Consider the following 25,883-nt stretch of genomic DNA (forward strand, 5'->3'; position numbering starts at 1 on the left):
AATTTGCGACAGAACCTTCCGCACCGGCAGGACCTTGAGCGATGAAGCAGTGTGGTATGCGGTGAACGCGAATGTCGGCTGGACGTTGGTGCTTTCGGGGCTTGTTTCCGCTGCGATCATCTGGCGTGTTTTTGCCCTCGACCTCAACCTATCCGTCAAGTGCCTGACCGCAACAGCGCCTCTGATTGGCTCCGCCATTTTGGCCGTGATCGTCGGAACCTTAAGCTAAAGTGACCGTCAGCAAGGGGCTCGAAGCCGCCCTGCGGCGGTGCAGCATGGCCCGTCGACTCTTCGAGGTCGACCATCGACACACCCGGCCCAAAGCCGCCGGCGGGACTACCATTGCGCCGCGGTGCAGGTTCTGCGAACCAGTCACTACGACCATAATGCCGATGCTCGCGAAAGGCTCAAGCTTTGCACTTAAAGGATGCATCGATCAAGTGCGCTGGATCACCACGCACAAATCCAGTTCGTGAAAATTGTTCAATTATTTCAATATTGCTTCCGCAGGCATTTCTTGCGGCGACCATGCACTCGGTTGCGCGCCCACGCTGGCACGTGATGCTGTATAGGGAAGGCGCAATTTCACGAGGTTGGTTGATGGAAGCCCCGCCGCCATACAAAGCACTTGTGGTTTCGGAGCAACCTGAAAACGCAAAAAGCACAATTATCAAAAAGAGGGCAGCAGATTTCATCTTAAACTCCAAATGTTGCTCTTGAAGCGGCAAGTTAACGATTGGTTATCTAGCCAACGAGAAGGTGCAGCCAGAACTGTCGGTGCCAGCTATGCTGTTGTAAACCCCCACACCGATTTCGATGCTTTCAACACTCGCCTGCACGGGATTGGCCCGCATCATGTCAGGAATGCCCCTGGATTTGATGAAGTGATTGACCTTCTTTTTCCAGTCTTGTCCCGCCATCATCTGGTTCAGCACAGCAATTTCGACAAACAGGCCGTGAATGCCGCCAGCCGCACCTACGGGCGTGATGCACCCGATTTCCGTTGGATCGACAGCGTGACCATCGCCCGCCGCGCCTGGCCCGAGTTGAAAGGCAATGGCGGGCATGGCTTGGGGAACCTCAAGAAAGTCCTGAACCTGAATTTCCGCCACCACGACGCAGGCGAAGACGCCCGCGCCGCCGCCCAGGTGGTCTTGCATGCCGAAGCGCATATGGGTGTGCCCTTTGATGAATTGGTCGCCCCGAAACGCAAGGCCTATCCGTCACCTGTCACCCGCAAAGGCAATGCCGCTGGCCCGTATGCCGGGGCAGTCGTGGTGTTCACCGGCGCACTGGGCCTGTCACGCGAAGCCGCGGCCGATCTTGCTGCACAATCCGGGATGACCGTGAAAGCCGGCGTCACCCGTCTGACCACCTATCTGGTGGTGGGGGACCAGGATCTGACCGTCCTTGGCGGGCATTCCAAAAGCAGCAAGCACCGTAAAGCTAACGAAATGCAGGCCGCAGGCCACCCGATCCGGATCATCGGCGAGACCATATTCAAGGCAATGGTGGGGGGATGATGTGAAATAGGCAGCGGATAGCGGATCTGTGTGATCGAGGTTGGGCCGGTATGGCGGTTGGGAACGCGGGTAGTGGCGTGGCAGTTGACCAGTATTCTTGCGGTGGACATCGACGTGACGGGCGGAATTTGCTGACTGTGACGTTGCGGCATTGCACCTGCAGCAACCTCTGTAAGCGGCCGGTCGGGATGATATCCTCAAGCTCAATGGCGATTGAGGCGCGGATGTCACCGCCTCTCACAATGGCCCCAAAATATTCAAAGGAGCCCAAACTGCTGCACACCTCGCCGGAAAGTAGCTAAGGGATGCACACATCTTTGGCTGTGCGCTCCGGTTTTCGGCACTTGACCGTTTTTGTTGCGCATGATTCGATCGCTCTACCTAAAGTGGGAGGGCGTCTGTGGTGACTTCGGAAGGCTGGAGGCTGGGTGATTTCGGAGACGAACGCCTGGCAAAAAGGGGGGTCTGCTGCTCGCAGCAATGGTGGCGCGCACGAGCACCTGTCTTCGGCGTCTGGCGGGTGGCCGCCGCAGTGGGATTGTCGGATTTTCGCGCTTTCTGGCCAATCCGCGCGTGACGGCTGAGGCGGTGATTGAAGGCTGGGGAGCGGAGCTTTCGCAAGCCTGCGCGGGGCGGCATATTCTTGCGATTCAGGACAGCAGCGACTTCAATTTCTCGACAACCAAAGAGCGCAGTCGCGGACTGGGTGCAATCGGCAAGGGGTCTGGGCGCGGTGTTTTGCTCCACGCGATGCTGGGTGTGGATGCCGAGACGGGTGGCATTCTGGGTTTGGCCGCGGGCCGGATATGGACACGCGATGGCCGCGTAAGTGTTCCCCACCGGGCCCGCCCCCTGTCCGAGAAGGAATCGCATCGGTGGCTGAGCACGGCAGAGGCTGCCAAGACAGTTCTGGCCCAGGCGCATATGGTGACTGAAATCGGCGATCGCGAGAGCGATATCTATGAGAAATGGGCACGATTGCCGGAGCCGGGCTTTCACATCCTGACCCGTGCCATGACGGATCGCTCAATCCTGGAAGGTGGCGGCAAGCTGTCCTCTGCCCCGCTGAAATTGGCAGGTACGGCACAAGTGGCGATGCGCGCACGCCCAGGGCGCCCGGCGCGCACCGCCAGACTTGAGGCCCGATTTGGCCCCGTTACGATCAAGCGTCCTGCCAATCTGGCCAGACAGCCGGGGCTGGCCGAGACGGTGGAGGTCAGCCTGATCGAAGTCAGCGAGGTGAATGCGCCACCGGGCGCCGAGCCCATCTCATGGCGGCTTTTGACCACTCACAAGGTCGAGGATGCGGACATGGCCTGGCGCGCGGTAAGCTGGTACCGGCAACGCTGGCATATCGAACAATTCTTCCGCACCCTGAAGCAACAGGGGTTGCAACTGGAGGACAGCCAACTGGAAAATGCCGAGCGGTTGATCAAGCTGACCGCGATTGCCGCCCGCGCGGCCTGCACCATCATGCAACTCGTTCAGGCGCGCGATGGCAAGTCCGGGCAAGACGCCAAAATCGCCTTCTCATCCTCCGAAATCCAGACCCTTCATGCTCTCCTGCCCGAACTCGAAGGCAAGACCGCGCTCCAGAAAAACCCTCACCCGCCGGAAACACTTGCCTGGGCCGCGTGGATCATCGCCAAGCTCGGCGGATGGGACGGCTACCCAAAATCCAAACCGCCAGGTCCAATTACATTCCGACATGGCCTACAATACTTCAAATCCGTCTCACACGGATGGAAACTCAGAAATGTGTGAATCGCCTAGCGGAAAGTAGGGGGGTGCTTCCATTTTGCCTATAATTCAGCTACCGATTTGAAACTTCTCGCCTCGCTCATGAAGGTGTCCCTGTTGTGCATTTATGTCCGCCATCTTCCACCGCCCAGATGGCCCCGTCAGGGTCCTGCGCAAGCCCGAAGATCGCGCCTTTCTGAACCGTCCGGGCCAGATCCCAGCCCTGCGCGTCGCGCCGCGCGATAAAGCCGAGTGTCTCCATCGGGAAGCGGGTGGCGCGTTCGGCGTTTTGCGTCAGGAAATAGGATTGCAAGACTTGCTGATAAGCGGCTTGCTCCGCAGGCGTCAGCGGCCTGTCGGTCACAGGTGGCGGCGGCATGTCTGCAAAGCGATCACGCCGCTCTGGCATCTTGGTATTCCCTGCCAGCAGCAGCGTCCCATCCGCAAGCGCCAGCGCATCGGTCCAGGTCGGCACGGAAATCGTGTTTGTGTGACTACAGCGCCGGTCAGGCGGGTTTTTTGAGGCCCATGGCCTCGAAGAGGTCCAGTTGCTCCAGTGTGGTTTTGCTGGTGCCGTTGAATGTGCGATCGCCGATATGGGCAGTATGCTTCTGGATGCGTGCAAGCAGATCCAGCGCAGTGAGGGGGCTGGAAAGGGCAAAATATCACATTTAAGGGCAAAGGAAGGTCTTTGATTTCATTTGATTTTATATCTCAGATTTAACGGCAACGCGACAACAGGATCAGCCTTAGCGTCGAGACCAGACGGGGCGGCGCCGCGCGATCAGGGCCGCCAGATGGCTGGTAGGTCACGATTTTCGGTCAGGTGTCGCGCGCCTCGGGCGTGCCCTCGCGCGCAACGACCCAGCCGTTCAACCATGCCAGCCCCGCCAGCGTCAGCCCCAACCCCAGAAATGCGCCCACACGCAACAGCCCCTCCAGTTCGGACGCGTCGACCAGAAACGCCTTGGCGGCTGCAAGCCCAGCAAGTGCCACGCCAAGTTTGCGCAGGTCCGGCCGCCGCGTGTGCAAGGCCCATGCCAACGCTACAGCACCGGCCAACAGCAATGCAAATGTATAGGCATAAAGCTCTCCCTGTGCGATTCCGTTCAATAGGCGCAGATCGGGGCCTTGCCACAGGTGACGGATTGCTGTTGCGACCCACAGCGCACAAAGTCCCCACGCCACAAACTGAAGATAGCGCGCCCGCGCCAAGGCCAGCAGCAGAAGGGCGGGAAACAGATATGCCAGCAGCAGGTCATTCAACACCGGCCATCCCGCAACCTCTCCCCAGAATGGCCAAATGCCGACAAGCGGCGAAGCCGGGAAAATCGCGGCCGCGACCAGCGCCACCGCGGCCCAAAGTGCAAGCAGCCATGCAAGGGTTTTGCGGACACGTTGCAGTAACGGCAATGCGGCACGCCGGACCTGCACCCATGTCAACGCAATCAGGACACCGGCTTGCAACCCCAACTGCGCATGAGGGCCAATCTGGTCGGGTAACAGCCGCGCAATAACAAGCCCCGCACCGACCGCTGCACTGCCCATCAATCCGGTTTCGACAACCAGACGCGCCTCGCGGCGAATATGCACATCCGCAAGGCGCTGCATCAGCCAAAGCGCCAAAAACGGCCCCGCAAGTGTCGCACCGATGGACGCCAGAAACTGAACGCTATGCGCCTGATCCAGATGCCATGTGATGCCGGGATCCAGCACCAGCCGCCAGCCCAACGCAAGCGATGCCAGCACCATGAACGCCCCGATGCCGGGAATATCGAAGCGGCGGTCCATTGCGGCTGCGGCCACCATCAGCACCGCCAGCGCAATCGTCAGTGCCGCCTGCCCCAGCAGCAGCATCATGCCCAGCCCCACGAAGGCGAAGGCCGCAGCAGCAGCAGCGCCCAGTCGCGGCCCCTGGCCGTTGTCGCGCGCGGCGTAGCGCAAGGCCAGCATGGTCGCCAACCCAGCCGCAGCCATCGCATGCAATGCCCATGCGTAGGGGCCGATCACGTTTGCCGGTTGCCACATGGTTTCAAGCGCGACCAATGCCCCACCGGGCAGGATAAGCCCGGCAAGTGTGAAGGGCGCGTAGCGGTCGGGGGCTTCCGCCTCGCCCCGCCAGATCATGGCCAGACCGGCCAGCAGCGCCAACCCCAAGACATAGCTGGCCTGTAGCGGCATGGGCGATTCCGGCGGACGCGGCAGATGAAAGCCATAGACGACCGACCCGCCGCCCAGCCATGCCTGCACCACAATCCACAGCGGCAGCGCAAGAATGGGCAGCACCATCTGGTCGGACAACGCAGGCGCACGCAGACACCAGACAGCAATCAATATCGCCAGCGCGGCAATGCCTATCGGCCCTGCCATCCCCCCGTCCACCAACAGCGCCAGACCAAACCCCGCCACCGCGGAGGCCACGAAACTGGCGCGCACCCCTTGCGCGGGTCTGACCCGCCCCAAGGCGCGCGGCCCCTGCACCATTGGCGCGATATAGCCGAAAGGCAGCGTCATCGCAGCGCCAGCCACAATGATCACGGCCAGCGCGAAACCCAACTCATCCGCGCCTGCCATCCGCCAAATGACCATAGCGCCCAGCGGCCCTGCAAGCGCCAGCCATGTAACCCAGCCCCAGCGCCGTTTTGCGTCGATTCCAAGTCCGGCAAGGGCCAGCAGCGCGAAATAGCCCAACAGCGCAGCGGGCGGTGGTCCCCCGCCGCCAAGGACGAAAGGAACCAAAGTCCCCGCAGCCAGCCCCAATGCCGACAGCATGGGTCCGTATAGCCAGCCAAGCCCGATGGCCGCGAATGACAATATCGCCAGACAGGCCAACGCTGTGGCAGGCCCGATCATCGCATACAAATGCAGCGCGGCCAGAACTGCCGCCATTGCAATCACCAGCCCCGCCCCTGTCAGCGTCGCGGGCAGAACAGGGCCGGCAACAGGGCGCGGGCGCAGCCATTCGCCCGCCGCGACCAGCCCGGCGGCCAGAACCAGCGCCAGCACAATTTGCGTCAGGGGGGTCAGTTTGCCGGTTTCAACCGCGTACTGCACCAAAAACACCCCCGAAAGCACCAGTGCAGCCCCCGCAACGGGGTAAATCCAGTTATCGCGCAACCATGGCCGCAGCCGCGCGAATGTGCTTTCTTTGGACGATTTTGCACCGGCCTTGGGCACGCTTGCTGTTGTCGCGCTGCCTTTTTTTGTCGCACCATTGCGCGAAGAAACACCCCAAGGCCCCTTCTGTGCGGATGTTTCAGGCGCAGGAATGTCGGGCGCAGGGGTAGCGGGCACGTCGGTAAGGGCCACCGGATCGGTTTCCGCCGCAACGCCCTGTGCGCGCAATGTCGCAAGGTCCTGCTCCAGCTTCTTTATGCGCGTGCGCGATGACAGGGCGATCCATAATGCCGCCACGCTTATCAAAGTCAGGAGGAATTCCATAATGCTTGCCTGTTGCCACGGTGTTTCATCAAGAACGGCTGCCTTGTACAACCATACTCGCGAAATGGCGCGAATGTCGCAAGGGCCCGCAATGAAGTTCTGACAGACAGCGGGCGCGGTCCGCAAACCCCGCCCTGCCGACAAGGGACGTAGGGCTGAGCGGAACGCCCAAGTATCATAAGCGCGCCAAAACCGCCTCACAACACCTGTGCGCAATTCAGGTTTCGCAAATGTCGTAAGTTCCGCACAGCCAGTGCTTGCTACTGAAACCAAAGGAAAATCTGGTGGCAAAAGTCATGTGTGAAACTAAGCGCATTTTGCATGACGTTTCGCGCGCCCAGAAATGGGAGTTCCGCGGAGAGTCTCTCTGAGCTGAAAGCCATAGCAAAAAGCAGAATCGAAGGCCAGGGCATTGATAACAAATGATATTCTATGGCGCCATCAATAAATGATGCTATCGGCCAAAATCCTTATGATACCTCACCGTTCCGCTCAGCCCGACGTCCCTTCAATAGCAAAAAATGCTGCGCGATGCACAATTGGCCGGTTTGGTGAAGCCGCACTGCAGCAAGCCACCGACGCTGACTGACCGGGTGCGCAGATCGGGCCATCACCTTCGCAAGGGGCGGACAGCGGACTGACGGCAGTGCGGCATTGCGCTTGCAGCATCTGATGAAAGCGGCCGGTCGTGGCGGCACTGGCCTGCAGCGCCGGGCACGCGGTTGGGTGTCAAAGCTGTAAGTGTCGATCGATTGGAGTGATGTGGACACCGAGGCGGATGTTCGGTCGTCGTGATGCGACAGTTGCTATGCGCGCAGGCTGCAAGTCAGGGTGATGATCGGTGGTTTTCGGGGTGATTCGAATCACCTAGCGGTGTTCGTGCTATTCCCCCTATAGTTCAATGGCTAAACTACCGCCTTTTTGGGCTGTTTTTTGGGGTAGCATAATACCTGCGGGCGGAAATCCGCCCGGAGGGGTCAAAATCGGGCGGATTTTCGCCCGACCAAGCGGTCGAAAGTTCGGCAATATCGTTTTATTACAGCCGCTTACAGGATGTGCATTTTTTGAAGATTTTTGTTGATTTTGCTCAAACTTCTGCACGACCGTTTTGGCTCAGCGTGCATCCAAACCCGCGATGCGACTGATGTAGCGTGTTTATAAGGAGACTTCCCATGCCAATGCCGGCGTATCTGACCATTGAAGGCGAAACCCAGGGCCTGATCACCCAAGGGGCGACCACATTTGATTCCATCACCAATGAATGGCAAGCAGGCCATGAAGACGAGATCATGGTGCAGGCGTTCTCACATGCGGTGATCACACCGCGCGACCCGCAGTCGGGCTCACCCACGGGCACCCGCATCCACCAGCCCTTTACCTTTACTTGCACGCTGAACAAATCGGTGCCGCTTTTGTACAACGCGCTGGTCACCGGCGAATTGCTCACCAAGGTCGAGCTGAAATGGTACCGCACCCAGGCATCCGAGCAGGTGCATTTCTTCACCACCGCGCTGGAAGAGGCTTTGATCGTCGATATCAATTGCGACATGCCACATTGCAAGGACATGACCTCCAAGGATTACACCCAGCTTGTGCAGGTCAAGATGACCTACCGCAAGATCATGTGGGATCATGTGGTCGCGGGCACATCCGGCTCTGATGACTGGCGCAATCCGATCCAGGCGTAATTAGCAACCATTTGATCCGCCTCAGGCATTTCCGCCCGAACCAACCCACTATTTCGGCTCGGGCAGAATATCTTGCACTTGGCCACGCTTAGGCTGTGCAGGGCGCTCCTTGATTGCTATCGGGGAGGACGTGTGAGCGTTACAAGTTTGACCGGCATGTCAGCGGATCTCGTAACGCCCCGTTCGGGGCACACTCCTCCGGCCCTGTCTGTGCATGTGGCGCAGATGGGGCCGGAGCCACCCTTGCGGCGCTCCCCTGAAGCTCTTGGAGTGGCCACAGCGGCGGGTGTAATTATGATTAGAGGAAAGTTCAGATGGGTGCATTCGAGACGATATCCAGCCTTGCGCAGCGGTTTCTGGATCAGGATCAGGATCTGGCCTTCGGGTTTGAAGCGGCGGCGGGGCGGTTCACGGTTGTGGGGTTCTCGGTGCAAGAGGCGATCAACACGCCCTTCGAGATCGTTGTGGATCTGGCCTCATTGGACCCTGATATCGATCTGGCAGCCCTGCTGGATGCGCCGGCCTGTCTGGGATTGTATAGCAAATACCAGGCCCCGCGTCATTTCCACGGGATTGTCACAGATGCCATGCGCGGCGATAGCGGGTACCGGCGCACCTTTTATACGCTGGTGCTGCGCCCGAGCCTGTCGCGGCTCGATCATGGCTCGGATTGGCGCATCTGGCAGGATATGACCGTGCCCGAAGTGGCCGCGCAATTGCTGTCCGAACAGGGCGTCACGGATGTGGATTGGCGGCTGGCTGAGACCTATCTGCCGCGCGAATATCTGACCCAGGCGGGCGAGACCAACCGCGCGTTCCTGGAGCGCATTCTGGCCGAGGAAGGGATTTTCTACGCCTTCGCCCATTCGCCCGACGGCCATAAGCTGATCGTGACCGATGCGCCGCTGGCCATGCCGATGATCGCCGATCCGGTGCTGGCCTATAATGCCAATCCCGGCGGGCAGTCGCGCGGGGTCTGGGTCAGCCGCTTCAGTCAGACCGAGCGGCTGCGCGCCTCGCATTATGCGATGGAGGATTACACGTTCCACAACCCCCCCGCCGGGATGGGCACGCTGGCCGTGGGCGAGCGGCTGGACGGGCTGAAAGGGCGCTACGAGCATTTCGCCTATCCGGGCCGCTACAAAGACCCCGCCAGCGTGGGCAACCGCTTCACCCGCCACCGGATCGAGGCTGAGCGGGTCGATGCCACCACTGGCGCGGGTGAGACGAATTGCCTGCATTTGAACGCAGCCTTCCAGATGACGCTGGCCGCCCATACTGACCCGCGCGCCAATAGCCGCCACCGGCTGCTGGCCGTGTCGCATTCGGGCCAGCAATCCGCCGCGCTGGAAGAAGATGCAGGCGACGCGCCCACGACCTATTCCGCCAGCTTCGTCACCCAGCCCGGACATCTGCCCTATCGCCCCGCAGTGCCGCGCAAACCGGTGGTGGACGGGCCGCAAATGGCCGTGGTCACCGGCCCCCCCGGAGAAGAGATTTATTGTGACAATTTTGGCCGCGTGAAGGTCCAATTCGAATGGAATCGCCACACACCTGCCGACGAACACTCCAGCTGCTGGATCCGCGTCAGCCAGAACTGGGGCGGAGGCGGCTGGGGCCATATGGCCATCCCGCGCATTGGCCAGGAAGTCATCGTGGATTTCTTCGACGGGGATGCCGACCAACCCATCATCACCGGCCGTACCTACAACGCCCGCAACCGCCCTCCTTACAAACTGCCCGAACACAAGACCCGCATGACCATCAAGTCCGACACCCACAAGGGCAAGGGTTTCAACGAGCTGCGGTTCGAGGATGAGGCCGGGCGGGAGGAAGTGTTCCTGCATGCGCAGAAGGACAGGAACGAGAAGATCCGTAACAACCACACAGAGCGCATCGACAATAACTGGGTGCAATCTATTGGTAACCACAAGGTCGTAGAAGTGGATGGCAGCCATAGTGAATCCGTGCACGGCAGTATGGCGGTTCACATCGGTCGAAGCAGTCGGGGACGCGCTCTTGCAAACTCAGATAGGTCTTCGCAGCAAGGTATTGGCGACATCGCGGTGAAGTTAGGAATCCCGGGCCTGCGCGATGCTGCGGCCGGATTCTATTCATTACATGCTGATGCGGTCATCTCAGAAACAACGCCTGGCGTGAAGTCGCAGGTCATTGGTGTGAGTAAATCCGTCCAGGTTGGCAGCACTTTGGTCGAGCAAGCAGGGAACTCAATCCAGCTTGCTTCCGGCTCTCAGATGTCCATAGATGCAGGGGACACGGTTACTGTCACCAGTGGAGGCGAGATTGAAATCCGGGTCGGTAAAGCGGAATTGCGGATGACTGCGGATGGTTTCATCAGGCTCAAGGGAGACACGCTCTACCTCGATTTCGAAAATGGCGTTGAGGTTGAGGGCGGCAAAGAGATCAAGATGGCCGCTTCAAAGATAAATCTGAATTGAGGGAAATAAGATGGCTCGGTTAGTAAAAGTCGCTATTTTCGCAGTTGTTGGTTTCGTTATTTTTGTGGTCGCCCTAGGGGAGTTTGCAAGGTATCGAATACAACAGGGCGCTCTGCGCGGAGAGGTGATATCGCCTTCGGGCAGGCTGATATGTTCCGAGGAAGCGCATATGGAGTATGTTCGAATTAGCCCCGAAATTGGTGCCAATATAGGGATGTCAACCCTTGAAAGCGCCGAGGATGTTGATCGCCTTTTGGCCGCCTATGACGCACTCGAACTTGATGGGCCGGAAACAGTCTTCATTGCCGCACATATCCCGACCGGTGACACCTATACCTACACTTGCGAAGAAGAACGTTGCACTTGGGGAGAATACGCGCGAGCGCGGTCCGAATGTGGCGAAGCTACGATCAGTGTAGATCTAGGAAATTTTTGTAGACATCTAGCAGTACGCTTTCGCGAGCAAGACCACTGCCTGATCGCACCATTTCAGGGGGACCAATGAGCAATACATTTCCATTTGGCAATGAACTTAGCCAAGCCGAATCTTGGTTAGGGCATATGAATGCAAAATCTACCAATTGGTACGTGTTTTATGATGGCGGGCTTTCAGTCATATGTGGTTATCACAGCTTTATTTTTCTTGGGCTGGAAAGTTTGACAATTGCAGTTGTCCGTTTCTATGGCTGCGGTGTTTCAGTTGGTCTTCCCGTTGGAAAGCTATTTGGTGCAGCGGGAGCAAATGCGCGAGCAGCGCGCCGCGTTGAGCACGGCCACGGCATTATTTCAAATGCGTATGACGTGGCTTCGACAATTGAAATGGAGCAGGCGCAACGTAGTGCCGGGGAGGGGATGGCCTTATATCAACGGATGCAGAGCGGATATCCTAATTTTATGCAAGCTTTACAGCCATTTTCGCTTTCGGATCTTGCAGGTATGTCGGGGGCAGTGGCGGGTGCCCACATCGAGCTTGGGGCCGCCGCGGGAAGTTACATCATCGAGGGCGGCGTGTCGCCTGTATACTTCAGAAAGTCAATTGTGAATACAGGTGATGGCCTGGTCAACGCAGGCTTAGGAATGTTGTCAGGCGTCTGGAGCGTTGAGCGTTGGTATAATCTGTATCTTGAACTAGGAGCTTCAGCTCAAGCCAGCTGCGCCATTAAAGACCAAATCCCAGGTTACGCTCAGCCCTACAGGCAAATTGCAGATGTCCATCCAATTATCGCCCAACTACCACCAGCTGGCTGCAGCATTTCAGAAACCGAGTTCAACCCCGCTTCGTTGCTCCCCCAATGACTGAGAACCGGCAGATGCACGATACCGTGTTCGATGATCCAAAAAACATGGCTTTGGCTGGGGCAATCCGCAGCGCAGGTGGTCAGACTTTACCCAACCTTTGGCGCATCTTGCATGACAATATGTTCCTCAAACTTCGCTTCGGGATGATTGACACACCTAGCGGAGACGGGAGCACATTGCGCATGATCGCAGATTCGGAAGCCGAATTGGCCGCTGACCTTGCAAGCGTTGCTGTACAGGATTGGGAAAACCTTTGCGCAGCAGCCGGTTGGACGGCAACGGGCGCCGCCGCTCTTTCCTGGTGCCAAGGCGCCACATTGCCCCAGGTCCTCGACGGTTGGCTCGCATCGGGGTTCCCGCTCAAGCCTCTGCCCGAGTATGAACGCCCTGCGCGCTTCATCAACCCGGCGCTTTTGCGCCAGACCCGCAGCCTCTCGGCGTTGGTAGAGGCCGCGCAACCCAATGCCTTTGCGCTCTGCGTCATGATTGCCCATTCCCCCGAGCCGCTGGACTTCGATATGTCACTTGAGGCCCTCCAGTCAGTTCCCCAACCCCAGCTCGCAGCTTTCTTCAAGTCACGCATGTTGCAAAAACCCGTCCGAAGCCCTGATGAAGACCAGCTGATCGTGATCTGGACTGCGACGGTAAAGGGCACGGAGTTCGACATATGGGAGGCCGCGTAATGCCCGCAATCGCCCGCGTTGGAGATGTTCATGACTGCCCCAGGCATGGAAAGAACACGATCACCGAAGGAGGATCAGGCGAGGTCGATGGCCGCGCGATTGCCCGCTTGGGCGACGCCTGCGCCTGCGGCGCGCTAATCACCGAGGGATCATCAGTGGCCGGGCTTGACGGCAAACCCGTGGCATATGTTGGGTGCAAAACCAGCTGCGGCGGCACAATCACCAGCGGCTCAGATACCGGCGAGGTTCCGGTGTGATGCCAAGCGGGAACAAGACCTCTGCGCCGGGCTCAGTTGCGCGGCTGCTACGATGCTGCGCAATGCACGAGTGACCGGTTCGGGAAAGCTGCACCGCGGCGCTGTGGTCATCCCGACCGGCAGCTGTGGGCCGACCACGACGATCTTGCCTTCGCCGTCGCACTGGGCGGAAAGCGGACTGACGGCAGTGCGGCATTGCGCTTGCAGCATCTGATGAAAGCGGCCGGTCGTGGCGGCACTGGCCTGCAGCGCCGGGCACGCGGTTGGGTGTCAAAGCTGTAAGTGTCGATCGATTGGAGTGATGTGGACACCGAGGCGGATGTTCGGTCGTCGTGATGCGACAGTTGCTATGCGCGCAGGCTGCAAGTCAGGGTGATGATCGGTGGTTTTCGGGGTGATTCGAATCACCTAGCGGTGTTCGTGCTATTCCCCCTATAGTTCAATGGCTAAACTACCGCCTTTTTGGGCTGTTTTTTGGGGTAGCATAATACCTGCGGGCGGAAATCCGCCCGGAGGGGTCAAAATCGGGCGGATTTTCGCCCGACCAAGCGATCGAAAGTTTTGCAATATCGTTTTATTACAGCCGCTTACAGGATGTGCATTTTTTTGAAGATTTTTGTTGATTTTGCTCAAACTTCTGGCGGACCGTTTTGGCTCAGCGTGCATCCAAACCCGCGATGCGACTGATGTAGCGTGTTTATAAGGAGACTTCCCATGCCAATGCCGGCGTATCTGACCATTGAAGGCGAAACCCAGGGCCTGATCACCCAAGGGGCGACCACATTTGATTCCATCACCAATGAATGGCAAGCAGGCCATGAAGACGAGATCATGGTGCAGGCGTTCTCACATGCGGTGATCACACCGCGCGACCCGCAGTCGGGCTCACCCACGGGCACCCGCATCCACCAGCCCTTTACCTTTACTTGCACGCTGAACAAATCGGTGCCGCTTTTGTACAACGCGCTGGTCACCGGCGAATTGCTCACCAAGGTCGAGCTGAAATGGTACCGCACCCAGGCATCCGAGCAGGTGCATTTCTTCACCACCGCGCTGGAAGAGGCTTTGATCGTCGATATCAATTGCGACATGCCACATTGCAAGGACATGACCTCCAAGGATTACACCCAGCTTGTGCAGGTCAAGATGACCTACCGCAAGATCATGTGGGATCATGTGGTCGCGGGCACATCCGGCTCTGATGACTGGCGCAATCCGATCCAGGCCTGATCCATTAGCCCCGGGGCCACGCGCGGGCATGCAGCCCAACTGCGCGGCCTCGGGGGCACAAAAGTGTCTGTAACGAGTGCCGCCCGATTACACGGGCGGCTGGGTACCCCTTCAGCCCTGTCCGTATTTCAGGCAGGGCTGAAGGATTATCTTACTTAAACCGGCCCCAATCCCTGCCAGATGGGATATTGCGGGCCCGTCTGCATTTGGAAGCGCGCCATGTTCAAACTCGAGATCACAGATGACCGCAGCCCCGAGCGGCGCAAGCCTGATCCGGTGGTCGCGCGTGAGGGGGTGTTCTCTCTGATCGAGCCCGAGGCGTTAAGCCCCGTTGAAGCCGCCCGCCCCGAGACCCTTGCCGTAGCCGCCACCAAACGCAACGCCCGCCCCGCCCGATACTGGCTGCCCGAAGATATCCTTAAATACGTAACCCGCATCTACGCTCGCTTCTCAAACCCGTTGCGCAAGGGCCCGTCTGCGAGGCGCAAATGAAGCGTCTTGTACTTGTGCTATGCGCTTTCGGGGTTGCGAGTGCTGGGCTCCTTTGGGCTTTTGTCCGGCTGGTGCCGATGGAATTCTCGTCTGTTTCAGCACATGATCCGCGCGTTGTCTTTGGCATCACCCGAAACATCCGACATCTGCAGATTGACGGGCAGTGCGGACCAATGCGCTACAGCCGCGCCTTTCTGGAATGCGGCGGCATATGTGGCACGCGGATTTCCCTGCATCTGCCATTGTCATCCGAACCTGATCTTGCCGCGCTTCAGGCTCAAAGCCGCGCTGATGATGTTCATTATTGGTCGGAAGATACGCAAGCCAATTGCGTGCCAAGCCAGATCGACCTGGTATTTGACGCGAGGTTGAGATGAGTGAATTCGCTGACATCGCGCGTGCATGGAACCAATACAATCAGCGCCGAACCTGGGATGGGGTGAATTACGGGCTGATCTACACATGCAATTGTGGCTGGGTTGATCTGGGCCATCTGAACCCCTTCAGCACCCGCCCTGAAATCGGGGCTGCAAATCTATGGCGTGCGATGAACGCCCAAGGACCGGCAGTCATGCGCAATGCTTGCGACCCGACATTGGGTGACAGGGTGATGTACGGTGTGGCGGGCAGCATTCTGCGTGCGCGGCTGGCGCGATGCGCAGATGACCCCTATCTGCGCTTTGCCGATGGGTCGACCGGGTTTCGGGTCCGCTACCGTCAGGATCATGCGGGCTACCCGGGCCGTCCAGGCCGCGAGGGCATTTTTCTGATCAAACATGGCTTGACCCAGACGCGCGCCCGCGCTGTGGCATTGTCGATCTTCATGGATGTCTCGCACCGTTTCGAGAGATTTCAAAGCAGCATTCCGCCGCGCTGGATGACTGATAGCGGCTATTCCCAGGAAGATCTCGTGTCCAATCTGATCGGCTTCTATATAGGCTTGGGGATCCTGTCGAAGTCAGAAGCCATAGCAGCCTGCCATCCGGTCGGCCAGGCGACGGCTGAAGATATCTGGCGCCGACAAGGCGCAGTTGGCAGCCATAAGAACTACAGTTTCAAGCCGCAGCTTCAGGCCACTGCAGTCGATGACACAACCGCTTTGATGTGTCGTGATGATTGTGCCGGTCAGGCGCGCCGCTTGCCCGCCGTGTTTCAGACAATCACGCCCGCGCCCGAAGGCGTGGATTTCCTGCGCCTGTCTGCAGGCAGCGCGATCCAGTTTTAAGGTAGAGGGTATATAATGGGATTATTCGAGCAGCTTTCGGGCCTTGCACAGCGGTTTCTTGATCAGGATCAGGACCTTGCCTTTGGGTTTGAGGCGGCGGCGGGCAGCTTTGTGGTGGTGGGGGTTTGATGCGCGATGTTACGCCGAATTTCTGGCTGGATCAGTCAGATGGGGATGAGGATACGCCCGCGATCCTGCGCAGCACGATGACCGCCATCGATCTGCCCATAGCGGGACGCTACATCGACCAAGTTTGGCAGCTGGGCAACGCGCAGGAATATCTGGCCTTCGTCACCCATGGTGTGTTGCACGAAGAGCAGCTGAGCCTGTTATTGATTGGTGAGAACAGGCTGCAAGAGCAGATTGACATTTCACAGCCCCTCGCCGGGACGCCGCCGAAAATTTCTGCCTCGGTGACACAGGATCATGCGTTGGAATTCCAATTTCCGGCGGACCGTAAATGGCGCCTGAAGGTGCGGGCGCTTCCGGCCTGGCACTGGCCTTTGCAGAGCCCCCTGATTACTCGTCAGCCCAGATGGCGCGGACGGCTAAAATTGACAGCATAGAGGAGATTTCATGAGCTTATTTGAGCAGCTTTCCAGCCTTGCGCAGCGGTTTCTGGATCAGGATCAGGATCTGGCCTTCGGGTTTGAAGCGGCGGCGGGGCGGTTCACGGTTGTGGGGTTCTCGGTGCAAGAGGCGATCAACACGCCCTTCGAGATCGTTGTGGATCTGGCCTCATTGGACCCTGATATCGATCTGGCAGCCCTGCTGGATGCGCCGGCCTGTCTGGGATTGTATAGCAAATACCAGACCCCGCGTCATTTCCACGGGATTGTCACAGATGCCATGCGCGGCGATAGCGGGTACCGGCGCACCTTTTATACGCTGGTGCTGCGCCCGAGCCTGTCGCGGCTCGATCATGGCTCGGATTGGCGCATCTGGCAGGATATGACCGTGCCCGAAGTGGCCGCGCAATTGCTGTCCGAACAGGGCGTCACGGATGTGGATTGGCGGCTGGATGAGACCTATCTGCCGCGCGAATATCTGACCCAGGCGGGCGAGACCAACCGCGCGTTCCTGGAGCGCATTCTGGCCGAGGAAGGGATTTTCTACGCCTTCGCCCATTCGCCCGACGGCCATAAGCTGATCGTGACCGATGCGCCGCTGGCCATGCCGATGATCGCCGATCCGGTGCTGGCCTATAATGCCAATCCCGGCGGGCAGTCGCGCGGGGTCTGGGTCAGCCGCTTCAGTCAGACCGAGCGGCTGCGCGCCTCGCATTATGCGATGGAGGATTACACGTTCCACAACCCCCCCGCCGGGATGGGCACGCTGGCCGTGGGCGAGCGGCTGGACGGGCTGAAAGGGCGCTACGAGCATTTCGCCTATCCGGGCCGCTACAAAGACCCCGCCAGCGTGGGCAACCGCTTCACCCGCCACAGGATCGAGGCTGAGCGGGTCGATGCCACCACTGGCGCGGGTGAGACGAATTGCCTGCATTTGAACGCAGCCTTCCAGATGACGCTGGCCGCCCATACTGACCCGCGCGCCAATAGCCGCCACCGGCTGCTGGCCGTGTCGCATTCGGGCCAGCAATCCGCCGCGCTGGAAGAAGACGCAGGCGACGCGCCCACGACCTATTCCGCCAGCTTCGTCACCCAGCCCGGACATCTGCCCTATCGCCCCGCAGTGCCGCGCAAACCGGTGGTGGACGGGCCGCAAATGGCCGTGGTCACCGCCCCCCCCGGAGAAGAGATTTATTGTGACAATTTTGGCCGCGTGAAGGTCCAATTCGAATGGAATCGCCACACACCTGCCGACGAGCACTCCAGCTGCTGGATCCGCGTCAGCCAGAACTGGGGCGGAGGCGGCTGGGGCCATATGGCCATCCCGCGCATTGGCCAGGAAGTCATCGTGGATTTCTTCGACGGGGATGCCGACCAACCCATCATCACCGGCCGTACCTACAACGCCCGCAACCGCCCTCCTTACAAACTGCCCGAACACAAGACCCGCATGACCATCAAGTCCGACACCCACAAGGGGACAGGGTTCAACGAGCTGCGGTTTGAGGATGAGGCCGGGCGGGAGGAAGTGTTCCTGCATGCGCAGAAGGACAGGAACGAGAAGACCCGTAACAACCACACAGAGCGCATCGACAATAACTGGGTGCAGAGTGTAGGTGCGGAAAAGGTCATAGAGGTCGGAGACAATCACATCGAACGTATCGGTGGAAATGTTTTCATATCTGTCGGCCCTTCCAATCTTGGGCAAATGTTCTCTCGCGGGCTGCAAACCCTGACGGAAGGCATTGGCAAAGTTGCGAGTGCCCTTGGACTGCCCGGTGTGATCAATCCAGGGACGGGCAACTACGCCTTGACCGTGGAAAAAAGTAAGACCGAGGCTGTTGGCGTGTTGTCATCGGAAACTGTGGGCTCGCATAAATACATCAGCGCCGGTCAACAAATCAGCCTGAATGCGGGCACCAATGTGACGGTGACCGCAAATAGGGTTCTGGATCTTTCCGCTCATTCTCTTGTCGCAATCAAGGTGGGGAAATCGGTTTTGACGATGCATAAGGATGGGCGAGTTATCTTGTCGGGGAAATCTTTCAAGATCGATATGGAAGACAAGATAGACGCCAAAGCAGGCGAGATAAGGTTGAACTGATGGCAGACGCGGATGATTTCAAGGAACTGGTGCTGGCAGAGTTCAAACAGATGGGACTGGAGATTGCCAAATTCACGCGCGGTGAACTGGTCACTTCGGGGGCGTGGTATTATAACGAGCAGGCCTCTGACAGCGTGGCGGAGAATCTGGGCACGGCGGTCGAACAAATCGCCGATGGCGTGAGCAGGTTGACTGAGAAGGATAGTCCGGAATGGGAATACTTCATCGAGACCTATGAGGATGTTGGTGAAGATGTGGCGCGACAATATCGAGGTTTTTCGCGCCCCAGATTCGAACGCGCAGTTCGCAGTTTTGGGCGCGCCTGGGGGAAGCTTGGAATTGGCGAGGATCTAGGAAACCATGCGGCCTTCCAATTCGTCCATATGCATATCACATACAGAACACAGCAAGGTCTGTTGCAGGTGATTGAGAGTTCTTACCAGGATGATGCCGAACTAAAGAAACATGTGGAATCTGCCGTGGTCTACTCCAATCATGTGCGGTCGTTCTTGATCGATTTTGCACGCGCTGCGGGCGATGTGCCACCTGATGCCGTGGATGTTTTTGCCAATCTCTACGCGGAAGGGCAGGCCATCAAGAACTGGGGGGCAAGTGTTGAAGACATGGCGATATTGTCCAATCCGGCGCTGATCCCCAGAGGGCCGATCGCAGAGTCGATCGCTGCCTATGAAGCCGGGATTGCGGCGATCGAAGCGCAGATCATCGCAGAGATGCGAAGAATGCAGGTCGACCTACCCCAGCAGATCACCGAAAGACAGACTGGCCAACAAGAGCTTGATCCGGGCTCCAACCTGTTCGACTCTGTGCGCAGGATCTATAGCATGCTCGCCACGGAGCGTGATCATAGAGCACGCAGGAGGATTGAGGAATCGACCATCCCGCGCCGTGAAGCTGATCTTGCCGAGGCCCAACAGATGCTGGATTATTTAAAAAGGTTGCAACGCGATGTTGACACGATTGAAAATTGATCACCTGCTCAGAGGCCTTGCACTCTCGACATGCCTGTGGGCTGCACCTTCGGCGCATGCGGATACGCCTTTGCGGCTTGATCTGGACCTGAGCTTCGAGGAGAACGTGAACCTGTTCTTTGATGCGATGGAACGCGGAGATCCGACTGACCCGGATGACCTGTTTTACCTTGCATCCAACCTGGTCTCGCCCGTGCGCGCGCGCGAAATGCATGATGTTGAAATCCCACGCGCATTTCGGTTGCGCACCATCTATGCAGATCAGATCGCACAGCGTTTTGCGGATTATGCTGCAGAGCCAGAGAACAAGAAGCGGGCGATCTATTACAGCTATCACTCCAGATTTGGGGGGGGCAGTCTTTGGGATCGCGACGCAGACGGGCTGTCCGATCAACGCAGCATCTGCCAGATATTCATGCAGGCGATCAATCCGACGTATCAACACGAGGATGAAAGAAGCTGCCTGGTGACCCAGCGGGACCTTGTGATTGCCGAGCTGCCGGAGCTGCCGGAGGAACCTTTTTCAACGCTGTTGCGGGCAGATATTCATGCCTATTTATTTTTTTTAAATGACCACGCCCGTTTCACCGGCCGGATATATACGTATGACCGTGGCAGCGAGCCGCCACCTGACGAATGGTTCGAAAACGTCGCGCCGGAACGTGTCAAAACCGCGTTCGACGTCTGGCGCGCATGGCATTACGACGACAGCTTCTGGTCTTGGCTACGTACGCAACCCATACCGCCAGAGGCTTTGCAAGATGCGATGGCGTTGAGCGACCTGTGTATCTCACTCATGCAGGTGATGGATAAGACACAGCTCTCTGAAACAGCCGATTATATCTGCGGCTTGTTGAATTACGAGATGGATATGGATGTCGCGACGGAGCTGCTGGGGCAAATACCACCGGAGGCATTTGAGGATATTCCGGGGGCGCAACTGATGCATGGCGCGCTTGCAATGTGTTCTGATGTTGAACCGCGCCCTCGCCGATCTTTCCAACCCGAGGAAACCGTATCGCTTGCGCGGGGGCGATGCACAGGTGTTGTATTGCATACACTTGAAAGCAGCCGTCGCTGCCGCCCCCCCTTATCCCTCACGCCGGAAAGTGGCTATTATCTGAGCGAGCTGTTCGCAAGTTGTGAGGTTGCTGACTTGCTCAGCATTGCTGATCGCAACCAGGTCAGCCGAAGAACTGGCCCGCGCCCACCACTGGCGGAGCAACACAACCCGTTCGCCGCGCCACCACAGAGGACGGATTGATGCCCGGCATTTCACGCAAGGGCTGTAGGTCATAGCGATGTTGACACGATTGAAAATTGATCACCTGCTCAGAGGCCTTGCACTCTCGACATGCCTGTGGGCTGCGCCTTCGGCGCATGCGGATACGCCTTTGCGGCTTGATCTGGACCTGAGCTTCGAGGAGAACGTGAACCTGTTCTTTGATGCGATGGAACGCGGGGATCCGACTGACCCGGATGACCTGTTTTATATCGCATTCAATCTGCTCAGCCCCGTTCTGGCCCGCAAAATGCATGATGTTGAAATCCCACGCGCATTTCGGTTGCGCAGCATCTATGCCGACTATCTGGTGCAACGTTTTGCGGATTATGCGGCACAGCCAGAAAACAGAAAACGCGCCATTCATTATAGCTATCGTGCACAATTCGGGGAAGATGGATTGTGGGATCGCGCGGCACAGGGGCTGTCCGATCAACGCAGCATCTGCCACATATTCATGCAGGCGATCAATCCGACGTATCAACACGAGGATGAAAGAAGCTGCGTGATGACCCAGCGGGACCTTGTGATTTCCGAGCTGCCGGAACTGCCGGAGGAACCTTTTTCAACGCTGTTGCGGGCAGATATTTACGCGCATTTGTTTTTCTTGAATGGGCATGTGACGCGTGGACGGCCATACCCGCTTCTGAACCGTGGCGAAGCGCCACCACCGGATGAATGGTTCGAACATGTCGCGCCGGAACAGGTAAGAATAGCGTTTCAGGCATGGTCTGCATGGCATTACGATGACAGCTTTTGGTCCTGGCTGCGTACGCAACCCACACCGTCAGAGACTTTGCAAGATGCGATGGCGTTGAGTGGTCTATGTATACCACTCATGCAAGTGATGGATAAGACAAAGCTCTCTGAAACAGCCGATTATATCTGCGGCTTGTTGAATTACGAGATGGATATAGATGTCGCGACGGAGCTGCTGGGGCAGATACCACCGGAGGCATTTGAGGATATTCCGGGGGCGCAACTGATGCATGGCGCGCTTGAAATGTGTTCCGATGTTGAACCGCGCCATCGCCGATCTTTCCACCCCGAGGAAACTGTCGCGCGCGCGCGAGGTGTTTGTACAAGGGGAGCAAGCGGGACAGTGCAAAGCAGCCGTCTCTGCCGCCCCCCCTTATCCCTCACTCCGGAAAGTGGCTATTATCTGAGCGAGCTGTTCGCAAGTTGCCGTGTTGCTGACTTGCTCAGCATTGCTGATCGCAACCAGGTCAGCCGAAGAACTGGCCCGCGCCCGCCACTGGCGGAGCAACACAACCCGTTCGCCACGCCACCACAGAGGACAGATTGATGCCCGGCATTTCACGCAAGGGCTGTAGGTCATAGCGATGTTGACACGATTGAAAATTGATCACTTGATCAGAGGCCTTGCACTCTCGACATGCCTGTGGGCTGTGCCTTCGCCGCATGCGGATACGCCTTTGCGGCTTGATCTGGACCTGAGCTTCGAGGAGAACGTGACCCTGATTTTTGATGCGCTGGAACGCGGGGATCCGACTGACCCGGATGACCTGTTTTACCTTGCATCCAACCTGGTCTCGCCCGTGCGCGCGCGCGAAATGCATGATGTTGAAATCCCACGCGCATTTCGGTTGCGCACCATCTATGCAGATCAGATCGCACAGCGTTTTGCGGATTATGCTGCAGAGCCAGAGAACAAGAAGCGGGCGATCTATTACAGCTATCACTCCAGATTTGGGGGGGGCAGTCTTTGGGATCGCGACGCAGACGGGCTGTCCGATCAACGCAGCATCTGCCAGATATTCATGCAGGCGATCAATCCGACGTATCAACACGAGGATGAAAGAAGCTGCCTGGTGACCCAGCGGGACCTTGTGATTGCCGAGCTGCCGGAGCTGCCGGAGGAACCTTTTTCAACGCTGTTGCGGGCAGATATTCATGCCTATTTATTTTTTTTAAATGACCACGCCCGTTTCACCGGCCGGATATATACGTATGACCGTGGCAGCGAGCCGCCACCTGACGAATGGTTCGAAAACGTCGCGCCGGAACGTGTCAAAACCGCGTTCGACGTCTGGCGCGCATGGCATTACGACGACAGCTTCTGGTCTTGGCTACGTACGCAACCCATACCGCCAGAGGCTTTGCAAGATGCGATGGCGTTGAGCGACCTGTGTATCTCACTCATGCAGGTGATGGATAAGACACAGCTCTCTGAAACAGCCGATTATATCTGCGGCTTGTTGAATTACGAGATGGATATGGATGTCGCGACGGAGCTGCTGGGGCAAATACCACCGGAGGCATTTGAGGATATTCCGGGGGCGCAACTGATGCATGGCGCGCTTGCAATGTGTTCTGATGTTGAACCGCGCCCTCGCCGATCTTTCCAACCCGAGGAAACCGTATCGCTTGCGCGGGGGCGATGCACAGGTGTTGTATTGCATACACTTGAAAGCAGCCGTCGCTGCCGCCCCCCCTTATCCCTCACGCCGGAAAGTGGCTATTATCTGAGCGAGCTGTTCGCAAGTTGCCGTGTTGCCAACTTGCTCAGCATTGCTGATCGCAACCAGGTCAGCCGAAGAACTGGCCCGCGCCCACCACTGGCGGAGCAACACAACCCGTTCGCCACGCCACCACAGAGGACGGATTGATGCCCGGCATTTCACGCAAGGGCTGTAGGTCATAGCGATGTTGACACGATTGAAAATTGATCACCTGCTCAGAGGCCTTGCACTCTCGACATGCCTGTGGGCTGTGCCTTCGGCGCATGCGGATACGCCCTTGCGGCTTGATCTGGACCTGAGCTTCGAGGAGAACGTGAACCTGTTCTTTGATGCGCTGGAACGCGGGGATCCGACTGACCCGGATGACCTGTTTTACCTTGCATCCAACCTGGTCTCGCCCGTGCGCGCGCGCGAAATGCATCATGTTGAAATCCCACGCGCATTTCGGTTGCGCACCATCTATGCAGATCAGATCGCACAGCGTTTTGCGGATTATGCGGCACAGCCAGAAAACAGAAAACGGGCCATTCATTATAGCTATCGTGCACAATTCGGGAGAGATGGATTGTGGGATCGCGCGGCACAGGGGCTGTCCGATCAACGCAGTATGTGCCAGATATTCATGCAGGCGATCAATCCGACGTATCAACACGAGGATGAAAGAAGCTGCGTGATGACCCAGCGGGACCTTGTGATTTCCGAGCTGCCGGAACTGCCGGAGGAACCTTTTTCAACGCTGTTGCGGGCAGATATTTACGCGCATTTGTTTTTCTTGAATGGGCATGTGACGCGCGGACGGCCATACCCGCTTCTGAACCGTGGCGAAGCGCCACCACCGGATGAATGGTTCGAACATGTCGCGCCGGAACAGGTAAGAATAGCGTTTCAGGCATGGTCTGCATGGCATTACGATGACAGCTTTTGGTCCTGGCTGCGTACGCAACCCACACCGTCAGAGACTTTGCAAGATGCGATGGCGTTGAGTGGTCTATGTATACCACTCATGCAAGTGATGGATAAGACAAAGCTCTCTGAAACAGCCGATTATATCTGCGGCTTGTTGAATTACGAGATGGATGATGTCGCGACGGAGCTGCTGGGGCAGATACCACCGGAGGCATTTGAGGGTATTCCGGGGGCGCAACTGATGCATGGCGCGCTTGAAATGTGTTCCGATGTTGAACCGCGCCCTCGCCGATCTTTCCACCCCGAGGAAACCGTATCGCTTGCGCGGGGGCGATGCACAGGTGGCGTATTGTATACAATTGAAAGCAGCCGTCGCTGCCGCCCCCCCTTATCCCTCACGCCGGAAAGTGGCTATTATCTGAGCGAGCTGTTCGCAAGTTGTGAGGTTGCCAACTTGCTCAGCATTGCTGATCGCAACCAGGTCAGCCGAAGAACTGGCCCGCGCCCACCACTGGCGGAGCAACACAACCCGTTCGCCGCGCCACCACAGAGGACAGATTGATGCCCGCCATTTCACGCAAGGGCGATAGTGCATCCGGACATGGTTGCTTTCCGCCAACATCGGCAGTATCTGCAAGCCCGAATGTCTATATCAACGACATCCCAGCCTTGCGGCAGGGGGATGCGGTCGCTGCGCACGGGTGTGGCAAATGCCCCCCACATCCCCGCAGTGTGGCAGGTGGGTCCGCAACTGTGTTTGTCAATGGTCGCCCCGTTGCCAGATTGGGCGATTCTGTAGATTGCGGCGGTGCGATGGCAGCAGCTTCAGGAAATGTCTATGCCGGAGGATAACTTATGTAATCCAATGGCCGGTGTCACCGATTTGGGCGATGGATTGACGGTCGTTGATATTTGGCAGGGATTGCATGCGAATGCGAAAGCCTGGCCGGTGAATCCATACGGTTTGGCCAGTGCAGCCCAGAACCGTACGCTGATTGATGGGACGGATTTAAGTGTATTGCGTGCCCTTGCAGCCTATCCTGGCGCAGGTTGGTCCGCTCTCTGCACCGCAGCTGGCTGGACCTCCTACGGTGCGGTTGCCCTCTCCTGGTGCCAAGGCGCCACATTGCCGCAGGTCCTCGACGCATGGCTCGCATCGGGGTTCTCGCTCAAGCCTCTGCCCGAGTATGAACGCCCTGCACGCCTCCTCAACCCGACGCTTTTGCCCCAGACCCGCAGCCTCTCGGCGCTGGTAGAGGCCGCGCAACCCAATGCCTTTGCGCTCTGCGTCATGATTGCCCATTCCCCCGAGCCGCTGGACTTCGACATGTCACTTGAGACCCTCCAGTCAGTTCCCCAACCCCAGCTCGCAGCTTTCTTCAAGTCACGCATGTTGCAAAAACCCGTCCGAAGCCCTGATGAAGACCAGCTGATCGTGATCTGGACTGCGACGGTAAAGGGCACGGAGTTCGACATATGGGAGGCCGCGTAATGCCCGCAATCGCCCCGCGTT

Annotated in this window: 25 protein-coding genes; 22 read left to right on the plus strand and 3 right to left on the minus strand. The window is 58.1% G+C overall.

Annotation, left to right across the window (positions count from 1 at the left end; all coding sequences use genetic code 11):
• The first annotated feature begins 1 nt into the window (after nt 1).
• A complete protein-coding gene (locus tag BD293_RS18295; protein WP_281286711.1) occupies nt 2-229 on the plus strand; it encodes an SdpI family protein in 228 nt (75 codons plus the stop codon).
• Between the two features lie 178 nt (nt 230-407).
• On the opposite strand, the gene BD293_RS18300 is transcribed toward BD293_RS18295, so the two are convergent.
• Nucleotides 408-695, minus strand: coding sequence for a hypothetical protein (locus BD293_RS18300; RefSeq protein ID WP_142084829.1), 288 nt, complete (start codon nt 693-695; stop codon nt 408-410).
• A gap of 12 nt (nt 696-707) precedes the next feature.
• On the opposite strand from BD293_RS18300, the gene BD293_RS18305 reads away from it, so the two are divergent.
• Together BD293_RS18305 and BD293_RS18310 are read left to right on the plus strand one after the other, a co-directional pair.
• Nucleotides 708-1,523, plus strand: a complete 816-nt coding sequence (locus BD293_RS18305; RefSeq protein ID WP_142084831.1) for an exonuclease domain-containing protein — start codon at nt 708-710, stop codon at nt 1,521-1,523.
• Nucleotides 1,524-2,003: 480 nt separating this feature from the next.
• On the plus strand, nt 2,004-3,287 hold the full coding sequence (locus tag BD293_RS18310) for an IS4 family transposase (RefSeq protein ID WP_142079747.1): 1,284 nt from the start codon (nt 2,004-2,006) through the stop codon (nt 3,285-3,287).
• A 76-nt stretch (nt 3,288-3,363) separates the two neighbouring features.
• Here the strand turns inward: BD293_RS18310 and BD293_RS18315 are convergent, their stop codons facing one another.
• Nucleotides 3,364-3,738, minus strand: a complete 375-nt coding sequence (locus BD293_RS18315; protein WP_142084833.1) for a hypothetical protein — start codon at nt 3,736-3,738, stop codon at nt 3,364-3,366.
• Nucleotides 3,739-4,085: 347 nt separating this feature from the next.
• On the minus strand, nt 4,086-6,704 hold the full coding sequence (locus tag BD293_RS18320; RefSeq protein WP_142084836.1) for a DUF2339 domain-containing protein: 2,619 nt from the start codon (nt 6,702-6,704) through the stop codon (nt 4,086-4,088).
• A gap of 1,172 nt (nt 6,705-7,876) precedes the next feature.
• Between BD293_RS18320 and BD293_RS18325 the strand changes: the two genes are divergently transcribed.
• The 19 genes from BD293_RS18325 (at nt 7,877) to BD293_RS18415 (ending at nt 25,862) form a co-directional block, all read left to right on the plus strand.
• Nucleotides 7,877-8,392: an Hcp family type VI secretion system effector gene (locus BD293_RS18325; RefSeq protein ID WP_142079274.1), complete on the plus strand. Its 516-nt coding sequence runs from the start codon at nt 7,877-7,879 to the stop codon at nt 8,390-8,392.
• Between the two features lie 314 nt (nt 8,393-8,706).
• Nucleotides 8,707-10,851: a type VI secretion system Vgr family protein gene (locus BD293_RS18330; protein ID WP_142082487.1), complete on the plus strand. Its 2,145-nt coding sequence runs from the start codon at nt 8,707-8,709 to the stop codon at nt 10,849-10,851.
• Nucleotides 10,852-10,861: 10 nt separating this feature from the next.
• Nucleotides 10,862-11,356, plus strand: a complete 495-nt coding sequence (locus tag BD293_RS18335) for a hypothetical protein (protein ID WP_142084838.1) — start codon at nt 10,862-10,864, stop codon at nt 11,354-11,356.
• The gene (locus tag BD293_RS18340) at nt 11,353-12,147 is read left to right on the plus strand and encodes a hypothetical protein (protein WP_142084840.1); all 795 of its coding nucleotides are present in this window, start codon (nt 11,353-11,355) and stop codon (nt 12,145-12,147) included. Before BD293_RS18335 ends, BD293_RS18340 begins: the two co-directional genes overlap by 4 nt.
• A 185-nt stretch (nt 12,148-12,332) precedes the next feature.
• The gene (locus BD293_RS18345; RefSeq protein ID WP_142084843.1) at nt 12,333-12,833 is read left to right on the plus strand and encodes a hypothetical protein; all 501 of its coding nucleotides are present in this window, start codon (nt 12,333-12,335) and stop codon (nt 12,831-12,833) included.
• Entirely contained in the window at nt 12,833-13,090 is a 258-nt protein-coding gene (locus BD293_RS18350; protein WP_170207216.1) for a PAAR domain-containing protein, read from the plus strand. Before BD293_RS18345 ends, BD293_RS18350 begins: the two co-directional genes overlap by 1 nt.
• A gap of 714 nt (nt 13,091-13,804) precedes the next feature.
• Entirely contained in the window at nt 13,805-14,320 is a 516-nt protein-coding gene (locus tag BD293_RS18355) for an Hcp family type VI secretion system effector (RefSeq protein WP_142079274.1), read from the plus strand.
• Nucleotides 14,321-14,539: 219 nt separating this feature from the next.
• On the plus strand, nt 14,540-14,812 hold the full coding sequence (locus BD293_RS18360) for a hypothetical protein (protein WP_142079275.1): 273 nt from the start codon (nt 14,540-14,542) through the stop codon (nt 14,810-14,812).
• Nucleotides 14,809-15,189, plus strand: coding sequence for a hypothetical protein (locus BD293_RS18365; RefSeq protein WP_142079276.1), 381 nt, complete (start codon nt 14,809-14,811; stop codon nt 15,187-15,189). Before BD293_RS18360 ends, BD293_RS18365 begins: the two co-directional genes overlap by 4 nt.
• The gene (locus BD293_RS18370) at nt 15,186-16,037 is read left to right on the plus strand and encodes a hypothetical protein (protein WP_142079277.1); all 852 of its coding nucleotides are present in this window, start codon (nt 15,186-15,188) and stop codon (nt 16,035-16,037) included. The genes BD293_RS18365 and BD293_RS18370 overlap by 4 nt, the downstream gene beginning before the upstream one ends.
• A 128-nt stretch (nt 16,038-16,165) precedes the next feature.
• Nucleotides 16,166-16,603, plus strand: a complete 438-nt coding sequence (locus tag BD293_RS18375) for a hypothetical protein (RefSeq protein ID WP_142079278.1) — start codon at nt 16,166-16,168, stop codon at nt 16,601-16,603.
• A 10-nt stretch (nt 16,604-16,613) separates the two neighbouring features.
• Nucleotides 16,614-18,710: a type VI secretion system Vgr family protein gene (locus tag BD293_RS18380; RefSeq protein ID WP_142084848.1), complete on the plus strand. Its 2,097-nt coding sequence runs from the start codon at nt 16,614-16,616 to the stop codon at nt 18,708-18,710.
• A complete protein-coding gene (locus tag BD293_RS18385; protein WP_142084850.1) occupies nt 18,710-19,699 on the plus strand; it encodes a hypothetical protein in 990 nt (329 codons plus the stop codon). Before BD293_RS18380 ends, BD293_RS18385 begins: the two co-directional genes overlap by 1 nt.
• On the plus strand, nt 19,677-20,963 hold the full coding sequence (locus BD293_RS18390) for a hypothetical protein (protein WP_142084852.1): 1,287 nt from the start codon (nt 19,677-19,679) through the stop codon (nt 20,961-20,963). The genes BD293_RS18385 and BD293_RS18390 overlap by 23 nt, the downstream gene beginning before the upstream one ends.
• Before the next feature lie 37 nt (nt 20,964-21,000).
• On the plus strand, nt 21,001-22,287 hold the full coding sequence (locus BD293_RS18395) for a hypothetical protein (RefSeq protein WP_142084854.1): 1,287 nt from the start codon (nt 21,001-21,003) through the stop codon (nt 22,285-22,287).
• Between the two features lie 37 nt (nt 22,288-22,324).
• Nucleotides 22,325-23,611: a hypothetical protein gene (locus BD293_RS18400; protein ID WP_170207217.1), complete on the plus strand. Its 1,287-nt coding sequence runs from the start codon at nt 22,325-22,327 to the stop codon at nt 23,609-23,611.
• Between the two features lie 37 nt (nt 23,612-23,648).
• Nucleotides 23,649-24,932, plus strand: a complete 1,284-nt coding sequence (locus BD293_RS18405) for a hypothetical protein (protein ID WP_142084858.1) — start codon at nt 23,649-23,651, stop codon at nt 24,930-24,932.
• The gene (locus BD293_RS18410; RefSeq protein ID WP_142079285.1) at nt 24,932-25,222 is read left to right on the plus strand and encodes a PAAR domain-containing protein; all 291 of its coding nucleotides are present in this window, start codon (nt 24,932-24,934) and stop codon (nt 25,220-25,222) included. The genes BD293_RS18405 and BD293_RS18410 overlap by 1 nt, the downstream gene beginning before the upstream one ends.
• A gap of 13 nt (nt 25,223-25,235) precedes the next feature.
• Nucleotides 25,236-25,862, plus strand: coding sequence for a hypothetical protein (locus tag BD293_RS18415; RefSeq protein ID WP_142079286.1), 627 nt, complete (start codon nt 25,236-25,238; stop codon nt 25,860-25,862).
• Nucleotides 25,863-25,883 lie beyond the last annotated feature (21 nt).

Source organism: Roseinatronobacter monicus (assembly GCF_006716865.1).
GTDB classification, from domain to species: Bacteria; Pseudomonadota; Alphaproteobacteria; order Rhodobacterales; family Rhodobacteraceae; genus Roseinatronobacter; species Roseinatronobacter monicus.

Coding starts and splice junctions, on each gene's coding strand:
- BD293_RS18300 (WP_142084829.1), bottom strand. CDS start 695: ATGAAATCTGCTGCCCTCTTTTTGATAATTGTGCTTTTTGCGTTTTCA.
- BD293_RS18305 (WP_142084831.1), top strand. CDS start 708: ATGTTGCTCTTGAAGCGGCAAGTTAACGATTGGTTATCTAGCCAACGA.
- BD293_RS18310 (WP_142079747.1), top strand. CDS start 2,004: ATGGTGGCGCGCACGAGCACCTGTCTTCGGCGTCTGGCGGGTGGCCGC.
- BD293_RS18320 (WP_142084836.1), bottom strand. CDS start 6,704: ATGGAATTCCTCCTGACTTTGATAAGCGTGGCGGCATTATGGATCGCC.
- BD293_RS18325 (WP_142079274.1), top strand. CDS start 7,877: ATGCCAATGCCGGCGTATCTGACCATTGAAGGCGAAACCCAGGGCCTG.
- BD293_RS18330 (WP_142082487.1), top strand. CDS start 8,707: ATGGGTGCATTCGAGACGATATCCAGCCTTGCGCAGCGGTTTCTGGAT.
- BD293_RS18335 (WP_142084838.1), top strand. CDS start 10,862: ATGGCTCGGTTAGTAAAAGTCGCTATTTTCGCAGTTGTTGGTTTCGTT.
- BD293_RS18340 (WP_142084840.1), top strand. CDS start 11,353: ATGAGCAATACATTTCCATTTGGCAATGAACTTAGCCAAGCCGAATCT.
- BD293_RS18345 (WP_142084843.1), top strand. CDS start 12,333: ATGATCGCAGATTCGGAAGCCGAATTGGCCGCTGACCTTGCAAGCGTT.
- BD293_RS18350 (WP_170207216.1), top strand. CDS start 12,833: ATGCCCGCAATCGCCCGCGTTGGAGATGTTCATGACTGCCCCAGGCAT.
- BD293_RS18355 (WP_142079274.1), top strand. CDS start 13,805: ATGCCAATGCCGGCGTATCTGACCATTGAAGGCGAAACCCAGGGCCTG.
- BD293_RS18360 (WP_142079275.1), top strand. CDS start 14,540: ATGTTCAAACTCGAGATCACAGATGACCGCAGCCCCGAGCGGCGCAAG.
- BD293_RS18365 (WP_142079276.1), top strand. CDS start 14,809: ATGAAGCGTCTTGTACTTGTGCTATGCGCTTTCGGGGTTGCGAGTGCT.
- BD293_RS18370 (WP_142079277.1), top strand. CDS start 15,186: ATGAGTGAATTCGCTGACATCGCGCGTGCATGGAACCAATACAATCAG.
- BD293_RS18375 (WP_142079278.1), top strand. CDS start 16,166: ATGCGCGATGTTACGCCGAATTTCTGGCTGGATCAGTCAGATGGGGAT.
- BD293_RS18380 (WP_142084848.1), top strand. CDS start 16,614: ATGAGCTTATTTGAGCAGCTTTCCAGCCTTGCGCAGCGGTTTCTGGAT.
- BD293_RS18385 (WP_142084850.1), top strand. CDS start 18,710: ATGGCAGACGCGGATGATTTCAAGGAACTGGTGCTGGCAGAGTTCAAA.
- BD293_RS18390 (WP_142084852.1), top strand. CDS start 19,677: ATGTTGACACGATTGAAAATTGATCACCTGCTCAGAGGCCTTGCACTC.
- BD293_RS18395 (WP_142084854.1), top strand. CDS start 21,001: ATGTTGACACGATTGAAAATTGATCACCTGCTCAGAGGCCTTGCACTC.
- BD293_RS18400 (WP_170207217.1), top strand. CDS start 22,325: ATGTTGACACGATTGAAAATTGATCACTTGATCAGAGGCCTTGCACTC.
- BD293_RS18405 (WP_142084858.1), top strand. CDS start 23,649: ATGTTGACACGATTGAAAATTGATCACCTGCTCAGAGGCCTTGCACTC.
- BD293_RS18410 (WP_142079285.1), top strand. CDS start 24,932: ATGCCCGCCATTTCACGCAAGGGCGATAGTGCATCCGGACATGGTTGC.
- BD293_RS18415 (WP_142079286.1), top strand. CDS start 25,236: ATGGCCGGTGTCACCGATTTGGGCGATGGATTGACGGTCGTTGATATT.